The organism is Pseudomonas sp. P4_D7 (assembly GCF_056401755.1).
The window spans coordinates 1-11,829 of the sequence record NZ_JBFUIR010000077.1; the positions used below are offsets into that span (position 1 = coordinate 1).

The window sequence follows — 11,829 nt, forward strand, 5'->3', positions numbered from 1 at the left end:
GGGTAGCGTATGGCTCACGTGGAAAGGTAACCCCGAGCAAAAGCAACTTGAGTATCTCTGTACTCTGATCTATGAGCACCTTCCTCATCGGCTGCCGGAGTATGGTATCCATTCAGGGCTGCAACTCGCTTGGCATATCAATGCCCTCAGAGCACAGAAAGACTTCAAGGCCTATCTCCAGCAGGCGATTGATGAGGATGGCTCCGACCGGACTCCCAGCGAGTCGATAGGGCAACGGCTCAAGCTCATACGCAACGTCATTTCATACCGCCTTCCCCGAGACATCATGGCGCTGAGCAAAATCCAAGCGGACGTTTTGACCCGCAGGGGCATCGAGCCAGGGGACTTTGGCTTTTTCGCCGAACAGCTTGAAAACTTGTTCCATGATCCCCTGCTCACCGCTTTGGATGAGTACGGTGTACCGACCCAAATCTCCTCGAAATTCAAAGGGGCGATCTTACCTTCAGAAAACCTTACTCAACTACTCGACAAGTTACGCGCATGGGCACCTAGAATCGAATCAGCGCCGTTGACACACTTCGAAAAAAGCATCGTAAGGTGGGCTGTAGACGAAATCTAACAGGGAGTATTACGGCCACTCACCCGCACCCTGACGCCCTCTAGAGTCGTAGTGCGTGCTCTGAAGGATAAGAGATCTATTTCCCAAATTGCGTCGGCAAGCTCATATCACTTGGGCATGACAGATACCTTCACCTAACAACGCCTTCACTTATTATCAACCGCTCTCAAGCGGGCACAAAATCACTTGCCAACCGACTCGTTAGGGTTAATCGCCAACCACGGTGCGCAAGGAAAGGAGACACCACACCCATGATGAGAGTCTTACGCAAACGCGCTTCACTCCCTAGGCCACTGACCGACGAGCAGGTACGCAGAGCCAAGGAACGACTGGCTGACCATTACCGCCTACCTCCTGAAGAGCGCGCGCGTCGACGCCCACCACTTGAGCCCGACATTTGGAAATCTGCACTTGTCCAAGAGGCGCTGTACAGGGTTTTCCTCAGCAAATGTGCATATTGTGAGACCGCCCTCCATGGGAAGAACCCCACGGAGATTGTGCATCACAGACCGTTAAGTAATGCATTACAAAATGATCGGCGTGAAAGCGAAAGCCATAGTTCTGACCATTACAGTTGGTTCGCTTATGAGTGGGAGAACTTATTTCATTCCTGTGTCGAATGTAACCGCAGCAAACGCAACATATTTCCCGTGGAAGGCCCTCGCGCCAGAATCCGCAGCACTTGGTCGGAAACAGAGACCTTTGAACAGGCGCTGTTAATCAACCCCTGCAACACAGAACCCAATAAACACCTTCGCTTCGAGTTCAATGGAACGGCTATCGGCGTGGGCCCTGTAGGTCGAGGCACCATTGACACGCTTGCACTCAATCGAAGTGAACTGGTTTACGCCAGAGCAAAAAAACTTCAACGCTGCTTAGACCTGCTACAAATAGGAAGAGGCAGAGATTATCAAGGGGACTACGAAGAGTTCCGCACGGAACTGGAGGATAGTAGTGAATTCTCTGGCGTAGCCCGTATCTTTTTCTTTAATCTCATGTCTCGCTATGCCCAGTCAGCCAAGCTTGCCAAGCCAAAGTTAAAAAGCATCGAGGATGATGCCATCGAGTTAGTGTATGGCGCTGACGATCAACAATGGCAAGAGCTTCTGGACTCAGCGACGTCCCAAACCCTGTACGCACATGACGAGCCACTCGAGCTAGTTTCCGAGTTGCGCACGCTGCCGCTGCGCCCCGAGCCACGAACCTCACTCCTGCGCCGCATTAGCATCCGCAATTTCAAGGGTATTCCCCAGCTAGACCTCGATATTCCTGCCACGTCCCCAGATGAAGCGGGCGCGCCGTGTGCCACGTTGCTAGGAGAGAACTCCACCGGAAAAAGTACGACCCTCCAGGCTGTGGCGCTCAGCCTAATGGGCGATACCATGCGCACTCGGTTAGGAGTGTCTGCTGAAGACTTTCTTCCCCGTGAAGTGGAAGGATGGTATTTGAACGATACCGTTACCCCGGAGGTGGTTCTCGAGTTTGACACTGGCGAGCCGATTCGCTTCCACATCGACCCGTTGACCAAGCGCTTCGTCGGTGAAGAACAACCCGCGCTAGTGTTATTCGCCTTCGGTGCACGCCGGTTCTTCGGCAAAGAAACGACCCGTCGACAGCACATTTCGGCAGTAAAATCATTGTTCGACCCCTTTGCCAAACTGCCCCATCCAGGCCGTTGGTTACAGAGCCTTGATGACGCGAGCTTCGACGCCCTTGCACGTGCAATGCGAGAGGTACTGATCTTGAAGCACGACGACAACATCGGCAGGGACGCCGAGGGTCGACTCTACGTTCATGCGCACGGCCGTGAAACGCCCCTCGAGCGACTCAGCGATGGCTACCGTTCACTGATGGCCATGGTGTTGGCAGTGATGCGCGGCATGCTTGAGGAATGGGGGGATCTGGAATACGCGCGCGGGCTCGTGTTGATTGATGAAATCGAAACCCACTTGCACCCACGCTGGAAGCTGCAGGTGATGTCCGCCCTGCGAAGGGCGATGCCCAATGTGCAGTTTATTGTGACTACCCATGACCCACTCTGTTTACGTGGTATGCGCGGCGATGAAGTCAAGGTGCTTGTGCGAAACGAAACGCAAACTATCGAAGTCCTGAACGACCTGCCGGACGTCCGAGGGCTTCGTGCAGAACAGCTATTGACCTCTGACTATTTTGGTTTGTCGAGCACCGCCGACCCTGATCTGGAACAGGTGCTGGAACAAATCGCATTGCCTGCCCACGCTCGCTCTGCGCTGTCCCACCATGATCAGCGAACGCTTGGACATCTTCGTTGGCTCGGTGACACGCCTGCTGAACAGATCCTCAACGAAGCCCTGCGCCGCTTTATTGAGGAAATGAATGCGTCATCCGAGGTTGCTCGTGGTCAAGTCCGAGAGGAGGCCGTGCAAGGTGTACTGGCCAAGCTTAAGACCCTGCAACGGAGCCGCCGGCCATGAGGTGGGTAGATCGACGGGATGTTCCCGTCCCAGCATCCCTAGCCGGATCCACAAGCCTGGCCGCCCGCGAACGTGCTCGGGCGACCCAACACTTTAGGACTACTCCCACCACTAAGTTCAAATTCAAGGCCTATCGACAGGATGATGTTGCCACGGCATTAAATACGTTGTTCTTTGGCAAATGCGCCTATTGCGAGTCCAGCATTCGGGCCGTTCAACCGACCGATATTGAGCACTTCCGCCCGAAAGGACGCGTTGCTGGCTGCCCTGAGCACCCAGGGTATTGGTGGCTCGCCGCGCGCTGGGAAAACTTACTTGCCAGTTGCATCGATTGTAATCGACGACGCTACCAGGACGCTCAGCAAACCGAACAAACCCCACTGGAAGATGAGGTCGAGGGACAGTTTTATTTAGGTAAAGGCGATTTGTTTCCCATATTGGGGCCACAGCGCGCCTTTGGTGCGAGTGATGATCACGAAGCCGAAGACCCCGCGCTCATTGATCCTACTCGACGCGACCCCAAGCAGCACTTGAAGTGGATGCTGGAGCAAGAGCTGAGCGTGGTCGGACCTCAAGCGCATGCCGGTCAGATTGACCCCTACGGCCACCACACCTACCGAGTCTTTGGCCTGAACCGGCAGGGCTTGGTGGAGCAACGCACCGCACGCTGGCGTGAGATCAAAGCGCAGATCGCCACTATCGAGAGCCAACTCGACCTGGCCATCACCATGCCTGAGCCACATGCCACAAACTTGCAGAACCTGGCATTTCAGCAGGTTGATGCGCTTTACGCCTATGCGGCGCCTGATCAGCAATATTCGGCCATGGTGGAAGACTTGTTGGCTGCCGAAGTTGAGCGATTACTAGCGAAATACCAACGGTTGGGGGCATAGCTTGCCGAGCTTGTGCAGCCAGGGGAGGTCTAGGCGATTTGTAGTGGTCAACTGATCCCGGACACCAAAAGCATCGTAGATGCTCCACCGCAACCGTCAACAAGGGCATCTTGCTCGCGCCATGGCATAACATGATTTCGTCAAGACGTGTTCTACCGGACGGTTACTTTTTTCGCTTATAGGAGCTCTCCTCCGGCTTAGCGAAGGATACTCTCAAGCTGCGCAGTTGGCCTGGAGCTATCTGAGAATGAACAGGAAATAGCAATGATCAAATTCGTACATTTTGTAGACCGCAACGTGATCAGCCAAATCAAGGACCAGAAGCTTTCAGAGGAAGACGAGAGCCTTCTGCGGTCCCTTGATCGTAAGGACAGCCGTATTAGCCCGCTCATTGCATCGTTCGAGGGGCAGGTAGGCGTATTGCAGACAGTCGAACAGCTCAAGGAGTCGATAGCCAAGGATACGGTTGCGCTTTCAGGCTTCTTTAAGCATGCCTATACCGACGACATGGCAAGGATCGCGCATGGAGATCATCTTTACGCAATCGTTGATCGTCAACAGGAGCGCTGGAATACCTATGCCGAGTTTGTAGGCTTTGCCCAGCGCAGGTTGTTCCAACCGATTGGCAGAGACAAGTTCAAGGCCGTACAGCGTGAATTGATCGCTGAAGCGAGCCGGCTCGGAGTCTCCGTCGAAAGTATCTACTTTATTTGCGCACTCGCCTGTCTTTACCGTCAGGAGGATGCCCATGAGATTCTCAAACCATCCCTGAAAAAAGGCGGCACGCCAAACCGCGTCCACAATGCGATGCAGGATCTGGCCTCGATTGGGCTATACCATACGGTATCGATGATGCTCGGTCTGGAATCGCGGGGAATTCAGAACAGTTACATCACGTTTGACGGGTGGGTGAGGCGATTTATGTCTCTTACTAATGCGCGCCCTGGCGGGATGCTGCTTACAACCGAAATGGTCAGCCGAACGGATCTCGATATTAGCCATGACCTTTTCCCGGAAGCCTCGGAGGAGGAGTTCGCAGCTATTTGTGATCTGCTCCGTACCCCGGCGCCAGTGAGTTATGCACCACCTGGATATATTTCGCAGTTTCGGGCGAAGCTCAACTTTCCTCCGCAAAACCGCTGAATCATTCACGCGGATGCAATGTTACTCGCGCCGAACTGCCGGCGAGGCCCTCTGCCGACGCGGTGCTCTACATCCCAGGTTGGACGTTGCGCCTTCAGTACGGTGTGTCACCGCGTCTCACGCATCGAGCCTTGATTACTATTCATCAATAAGAAGTCGCTTCAATGAGCCAACAAACCGAAAATGACGTTAAAGCCATTCGACATGAGCTGCAGGGTGGAGAGGAGGATTTGGCGTACAACCGTCCCAGATCATTGAAATATTATGTTCGGGATATCCATCAGCAGCTCGGAGGATGGCTTTCCCACCAAGGCTATGCTGAGGACAGGCGCCGCTATGAGCTCAGTTGGGCGCTTGGGTTGGTTGGAGCTATCGGCGTTTTGCTCGCGATCACTCGTTCTGCCAATAGCGACATCGAGTGGGTGAGTGAGCACACTGTCGCATTTCGTCTGTGGGCCGTGGTCTTTTGCACGATCTTCATCGGCGTATCCTTTGAGCGATCAGCCGTCATCCGGTCTCTATGGAGCTTCGCGAGCACCAAGTTTCTAGTCTCCGTCATCCTTTCAGGGGTGGTGCTGTATTCAAGAGGGAACGCCGCAGCCTACGTGAATGGTGTCTTTCATGTGGATGCGTCGGCACTGCCGATCACGCTCGTGTTCACAACCGGGCTACTCATCATCAAACTTGTGCTCCCGTTCGTGCTCACCGCCGCTCTACTGCTTTCCTTGGCTCATGGGTTCATCAGCGCAGGCTGGATCAAAGGCAAGCTGGCAGGTGAGGCGCCTCACGAACCACCTTTGTATTCGGTTCTCGCCGTGCTCGTTTCTGGGGTGATCTTATATTTTGGTTGGGGCTGGTCCCACGACCAGATTGCAGACTCCAAAGTTCCGGAGAAAGTTTACCTGCTGGCGAATGCCCTGGATTTCAGTTACTCCCATGAGTGCGGCAACATAGCGCCTGACAGGCCAGTGGTCTTCCTGGGTGCGGCTCAAGAGGCTGTTTTGGTAGCGCCCTACAAGCTTTCCAGCTTCAACTTCGCTGAGTTCTTCGAGAAAACGGTCTCCGTGCCCACCAACTTCAATCGCTTGCGCTGCGAATACAAATCCGAGCCTGTAGCCGAGGGGCCTGAATTTGAGTAGACACGCTTAATGCCCGCTGCCGACTAGCGGGCATCCGCGATTCTGCTTCGGGGATTAACACAAACAGCACTCGAGATTGAAAGCTAAATGTCCGGGATCGAGAAGGTGACTTTGCCGGACGCTTACTTTGCTCCTAAAGTCGATAGCGACTGACACAAATTCCTGACGACCCTGCCGAGGAAACGAGCCCAATAGTCGCCAACGCGTAAGGAGATGAAACCTTTCATTGGCTATCTAGACCATTGCAATACTGGAGTCCGCCAGAAATCACCGTTCGCGATCGCTTGTTCACCCTGTGTCATGGGGGGCAAAACTGGGGGCATCACTCGTGCTTTACAACCAAAAAACACCGCCCTAGAGCCCAGTCAAAATGTTTTTTGGCGACCCTGAGAGTCTCTAGGGGCCGGATGGCGGGCTGTTTATCCGATCACTTCTGCCTTTTCAAGGACCATGGAGATCCATCCACCTCCAGTGCATTGCTACATTGGGGGCATATCTGAGGGCATGCTTTGGATGGTTCGAAAAGGATGCCCCCAGTCTAAGGTCTAGCAGCCCAAATCTCGAAAAATCACACGCTGATGACGGGATTGGCAGGGGCAAACTCGGCGTAGGACTACAGGAAGTTGGCGATGGAAAACATCCCATTGAGCGCGATCCAGTCCCACGAGATGAGAATCAAATAAGCCAGAAAATTCAGCTAAAGAACCCAATGACGAATAGCTTATGAACACTTAAGCTGCGAGCTATTACAAGCAGCTCGAGGGTCGACTGATGTCATTTGATTTCCACCACCTTCTACTCGTTTTTACCGCCTACATTGTTGGAGCGGCAAGCCCGGGGCCCAGCAATATGCGGATCATGGGCGTTGCCATGCACCAAGGCAGAAAACCTGCGCTGATGCTTGCAGCCGGAGTGATCAGTGGTTCTTTTTTTTGGGGATCGATGGCCGCCACAGGCGTCTCGGCCATTCTGCTTCAGTTCGCAGAGGCACTCTTCGTGCTCAAGATCGTCGGCGGAGCATACTTGCTGTTCCTAGCCCTGAAAGCGGGACGTTCTGCCCTGACACCTGACGAGAAAATTGAGAAAGCGCTGGGCGCAGCACCGCCTATCTCGGGTTTTGGCCTCTACCGGCGGGGCTTGCTTATGCACCTGACCAACCCAAAGGCATTACTGGGTTGGATCGCCACGATGACGCTCGGCCTAGGACCACAAGCGACACCTGTAACAGTTATGATCATCCTGGCTGGCTGTGCCGTGTTGAGCATTTCTATTTTCTGCGGTTATGCGATCGTTTTCTCCACGGCACCGATGATTCGGGGTTATCGCAGGGCGCGCCGATGGATTGAAGGCACCCTTGCGTTGGTCTTTGGCGCAGCAGGTTTTAAGCTGCTGTTCTCGCGCGCGTGATTCAATGCCTGCTCTTGTAGGGATGGCCTAAGTTCGAAAGCCATCCACCAGCTGCTTGAGTCGTGTGGCTTGTCGTTCAAGATCGTCACAAGCAAGCAGTGTGGCCTGCAGGTTTTCCACCCCTTCCTGGTTGAGGTTTTTGATCTCGGTGATGTCGATGTTCAGTGAACCGATGACCGAAGTTTGCTCTTCAGTTGCTGTCGCCACCGACTGGTTGATTCCGTCAATCTCGCCGATGCGCTGACTGACGCTGCCCAGCCGCTCACCGGCCTGGTTGGCGATAATCACGCCGTCCTTACTGTAGCGCTCGCTTTCGTTCATGGTGAGTACCGCCTCACGTGCGCCCATCTGAAGCTCTGCAATCATTGTATGGATCTCTTGGGCTGACGTCTGCGTGCGGTAAGCCAGGCTGCGAACTTCGTCAGCTACAACAGCAAACCCACGCCCGGCTTCACCCGCCCGCGCGGCCTCGATCGCGGCATTGAGTGCCAGCAGGTTGGTCTGTTCGGAAATGCCCTTGATGACTTCAAGAATTCGACCGATATTTTCGGTCTTACCATTCAGCGCCTCTATGTTGCTGCATGACGTGCGGATTTTCCCAGAGAGCGCGCCCATGGCATTTATCGTTTGGGTCACCACCTCGCGGCCATCTTCAGCCTGGCACCGGGCATCCGACGCCTGAAGGGAAGCGTCACCTGCGTTACGCGCGATTTCCTGGGCCGCCGCGCCGAGTTCGTTAATCGCGGCCGCAATACTGTTGGTGCGATTGGCCTGGTCGTCCGAGTTCGACATTGACGCACTAGAGGTCTGCGTTACACGCCTGGCCACTTCATTGACATGCTCGGTAGCAGAAGACACTTCACGTATTGAGTGCTGAATACGTTCCACGAAAAGGTTGAAGTCTGCGGCCAGTTCTCCGAACTCATCTTTCGAATGCGCACTCAAGCGGCGGGTAAGGTCGCCCTCTCCCTGGGCGATATCCCACATGGTTGTACCTATCAACCTCAGGGGCCGCATCAGTACGCGAATAAGCAAGCCCAGCAAAAGCAGCGTGGTCGCAACGGCAATAACCATCGACAAAATGGCGGAAGTGCGAAAGTCATCAAGTGCCGCATAAGCTTTGCTTTTGTCGATGGACAAACCGATATACCAGTTCACCGAAGGCAGTCCCTTGATCGGCGAGAACATCAAAATTTGAGGTTTTCCGTCCTGCTCCGTCTCGCTGATATGGGAGCTAAGTGATGGCGTGTTCAGGGGGTAAATATCGCTCAATTGCTTCATCACCCGTTCTTTTTCTGGATGAACCAACACCCTGCCATCTGCGTTGACCAGAAAGGCATAGCCAATTCCACCTAGGTCGAGCGAGCTGACAATGGTCGCCAGCGTCTCCAGTGTAAGATCCCCGCCTACCACTCCAAGCGGCTGGCCGTCCTGACTGACCGGCGTTGCAATGGTCATCATCAGTTGCCCTGTCGTCACATCGAGGTAAGGCTCAGTCAGCGTTGTCCCTCCTGCAGCCATTGCGTCGGTATACCAAGGCCGGGTGCGAGGATCGTAATCAGCAGGTAGATCGTCCTTTGGCCGGATGACGAAACTACCGTTACGACTGCCTAGATAAGTGAAGGTAAACGTCGATAGCAACGACCTCTGCTCCAGCAGCCGCGTGATGTTTTGCGACGCGGGATCATTGGCAACCTCCTGGGCAACATGATCTATTAGAAGTACCCGCCCAGAGAGCCAGAACTGAACGCTTGCAGCCGTGATCTTGCTCATTTCCTCTAGGTGGTTTTCAAGGTTCGAGCGAATGGTTTTGCGCTGAATCGAGTCGTTGTAAAGCGTAAAAAGCGAAAACGCTGCGACAACAACGAATGATGCTGCAAGCAATACCTTATGACTGAACTTCAGGTTCGCAATCATCATGGTTTATCTCTAGGCGTGAAGTGTTGTAATTGTTATTCGATACCAAGGTGCGTCGATGAAGGCTTGATGACGGCCAGCTGTGGATAGGCCACCAGTTTCTCGAGGTGCAGTTCAGTGCTCTCCAGCCATGATTCAGTGATTGATCGGAAATGCTCCATATCCCGGCAGCGTATTCGGAGGCAGTAATCAAGCGCACCACTCACCAAGTGACACTCAATGACTTGCGGGCAAGCACTGACAAGCGCCTCAAATACCTTTTGCGTGCTGCATCTCCTGCCCTCATCCAGTGTCACTAGAACCACCAGTGATAAACCGGGTAATAGCTTGCGCTCGTCAATAAATGCCCCGTAACCGCGGATGACGCCCAGCCTCTCCAGCTTGCGAACGCGTTGCTGACAAGGGCTCTCGCTCAAGTGCACCAGTGAGGCGAGTTTTTTATAGGTGATGCGCCCATTGCGGCGCAATACGTCGACGATGGCCGCGTCGATGCGTCCCAAACCCTCATGGGCCGCGTGGTTCTTTGTTCCGCTGGTCATAGCCAAAGCATTTCACTTAAGCCCGTTGGACAGAAACTGCTGCAGGCGCTCGCTTCTGGGGTTATCCAGAATTTCAGGTCCGCCCTGCTCTTCAACCAGTCCTTGATGAAGGAACAGCAGTTGGTTCGACACTTTGCGTGCAAACCCCATTTCATGGGTCACCATGATCATGGTGCGCCCCTCTTCAGCAAGCCCCTGGATGACTTTGAGCACCTCGCCCACCACCTCAGGGTCAAGCGCCGAGGTGGGTTCGTCGAACAGCATGACTTCGGGCTCCATGGCGAGGGCGCGGGCGATCGCTACCCGCTGCTGTTGACCACCGGAAAGAAATGCAGGGAACTGATCGGCAACACGGGCAGGCAAGCCGACTTTATCCAAGTATCGCCGCGCACGGTCTTCTGCGTCTTTTTTGCTGATGCCTAGCACCCGACGCGGGGCAATGGTGATGTTTTCCAACACGGTCATGTGTCCCCACAGGTTGAAATGCTGGAAGACCATGGCCAAGCGGGTACGCAGTCGTTGCAGCTCGCGGTCATCCGCCACACGTAATCCAGCATGATTTTTAACCATGCAAATTGGTTTGCCATCCAAACTCATGGCACCGTCGTTGGGTGTTTCGAGAAAATTGATACAGCGCAGGAACGTACTCTTTCCCGAACCGCTCGCGCCGATCAGGCTAATGACATCGCCCGTTTTGGCCTGCAGGGAAACACCCTTGAGTACTTCATGGGTACCGTAACTCTTGTGTAGTCCGTCAACCGTCAATTTGTACATGTTCGCAATCATCCTCTAAGCGGGTTGGGAGCGGCCCTGTCAGATACAGGGCTCAGTGAGTCGGCCCTAAAAAGGCCAGCCAATGACGTTCGGCAATTCGGAACACTCCGACCAACGCAAAGGTGACCGCCAGGTAAATCAGTGCCGCAATCCCAAACGATTGAAAGGTTAAAAAGGTCGCTGAGTTCGCGTCACGGGCAACTTTGAGAATGTCCGGCACCGTGGCGGTGAATGCCACCGTGGTTGAGTGCAGCATCAAGATCACTTCGTTGCTGTAATACGGCAGCGAGCGACGCAAGGCTGACGGCATGATCACAAACGCATAGAGTTTCCATCCCGAGAGGCCATACGCTTTTGCCGCCTCGACTTCGCCATGAGCGATGTTGCGAATGGCCCCGGCAAATATCTCGGTGGTGTAAGCGCACGTGTTCAGAGCGAAGGCAAGAATGGTGCAGTTCATTGCATCGCGAAAGAATGCGTCCAACACAGGCTGAGCGCGTATTGCGGCGAGGCTGTAGATTCCGGTGTAGCAGATCAGCAGTTGGATGTAGAGCGGTGTCCCCCTGAACAGGTAGGTATAAAACTGCACTGGCCAGCGCACGTAAAACCTGGGGGACACGCGTGCGATGGACAATGGAATAGATACGATAAAGCCGATGAAAAGCGATGCGCTAAGCAACCATAGTGTCATGGCCAGACCAGTGATTTGCTGGCCATCGCTGTAGACGAATGACCTCCAGTACTCCTGCAGTAGTTCGATCATCGCACTGCCTCCCGTAAACCCGCGGCGTAGTGTTTTTCCAGACAGCGCAGGACGAAGTTGGAGATGCTGGTGATGATCAGATAGGTCAGTGCAGCCAGTACCAGGAAAAAGAACAATTGATAGGTACTTTTTCCTGCGTCCTGGGCAGCCTTTACCAAATCAGCCAGGCCGATGATCGACACCAATGCGGTGGCTTTAAGAATTACCATCCAGTTATTACC

General features: G+C 54.1%; 9 protein-coding genes and 3 pseudogenes. 6 read left to right on the top strand and 6 right to left on the bottom strand.

Annotation, left to right across the window (positions count from 1 at the left end; genetic code table 11):
- From AC1DVF_RS27390 to AC1DVF_RS27415, 6 genes and pseudogenes are all read left to right on the top strand, one after another.
- Positions 1-580 (top strand): annotated as a pseudogene (locus tag AC1DVF_RS27390) (DEAD/DEAH box helicase); the annotation flags it as partial.
- Positions 581-831: 251 nt separating this feature from the next.
- Positions 832-3,033 carry an AAA family ATPase gene (locus AC1DVF_RS27395; protein WP_477783464.1) on the top strand — a complete coding sequence of 734 codons (2,202 nt, stop codon included), beginning with the start codon at positions 832-834 and terminating at the stop codon, positions 3,031-3,033.
- Positions 3,030-3,926, top strand: a complete 897-nt coding sequence (locus tag AC1DVF_RS27400) for an HNH endonuclease family protein (protein ID WP_477783465.1) — start codon at positions 3,030-3,032, stop codon at positions 3,924-3,926. Before AC1DVF_RS27395 ends, AC1DVF_RS27400 begins: the two co-directional genes overlap by 4 nt.
- A gap of 264 nt (positions 3,927-4,190) precedes the next feature.
- The gene (locus AC1DVF_RS27405) at positions 4,191-5,069 is read left to right on the top strand and encodes a hypothetical protein (protein ID WP_477783466.1); all 879 of its coding nucleotides are present in this window, start codon (positions 4,191-4,193) and stop codon (positions 5,067-5,069) included.
- 164 nt (positions 5,070-5,233) lie between these two features.
- The gene (locus AC1DVF_RS27410) at positions 5,234-6,208 is read left to right on the top strand and encodes a hypothetical protein (RefSeq protein WP_477783467.1); all 975 of its coding nucleotides are present in this window, start codon (positions 5,234-5,236) and stop codon (positions 6,206-6,208) included.
- A 771-nt stretch (positions 6,209-6,979) separates the two neighbouring features.
- Positions 6,980-7,615, top strand: a complete 636-nt coding sequence (locus AC1DVF_RS27415) for a LysE family translocator (RefSeq protein WP_027616449.1) — start codon at positions 6,980-6,982, stop codon at positions 7,613-7,615.
- A gap of 27 nt (positions 7,616-7,642) precedes the next feature.
- On the opposite strand, the gene AC1DVF_RS27420 is transcribed toward AC1DVF_RS27415, so the two are convergent.
- From AC1DVF_RS27420 to AC1DVF_RS27445, 6 genes and pseudogenes are all read right to left on the bottom strand, one after another.
- Complete coding sequence (locus AC1DVF_RS27420) at positions 7,643-8,407, bottom strand: methyl-accepting chemotaxis protein (RefSeq protein ID WP_373682479.1); 765 nt, start codon at positions 8,405-8,407, stop codon at positions 7,643-7,645.
- Between the two features lie 93 nt (positions 8,408-8,500).
- Positions 8,501-9,535: pseudogene (locus AC1DVF_RS27425) on the bottom strand (cache domain-containing protein); the annotation flags it as partial.
- Positions 9,536-9,567: 32 nt separating this feature from the next.
- Complete coding sequence (locus AC1DVF_RS27430; protein WP_051550466.1) at positions 9,568-10,071, bottom strand: Lrp/AsnC family transcriptional regulator; 504 nt, start codon at positions 10,069-10,071, stop codon at positions 9,568-9,570.
- A gap of 12 nt (positions 10,072-10,083) precedes the next feature.
- The gene (locus AC1DVF_RS27435; protein ID WP_027616446.1) at positions 10,084-10,845 is read right to left on the bottom strand and encodes an ABC transporter ATP-binding protein; all 762 of its coding nucleotides are present in this window, start codon (positions 10,843-10,845) and stop codon (positions 10,084-10,086) included.
- A gap of 52 nt (positions 10,846-10,897) precedes the next feature.
- A complete protein-coding gene (locus AC1DVF_RS27440) occupies positions 10,898-11,608 on the bottom strand; it encodes an ABC transporter permease (RefSeq protein ID WP_027616445.1) in 711 nt (236 codons plus the stop codon).
- Positions 11,605-11,829: pseudogene (locus tag AC1DVF_RS27445) on the bottom strand (amino acid ABC transporter permease); the annotation flags it as partial. The gene AC1DVF_RS27440 and the pseudogene AC1DVF_RS27445, both read right to left, overlap by 4 nt.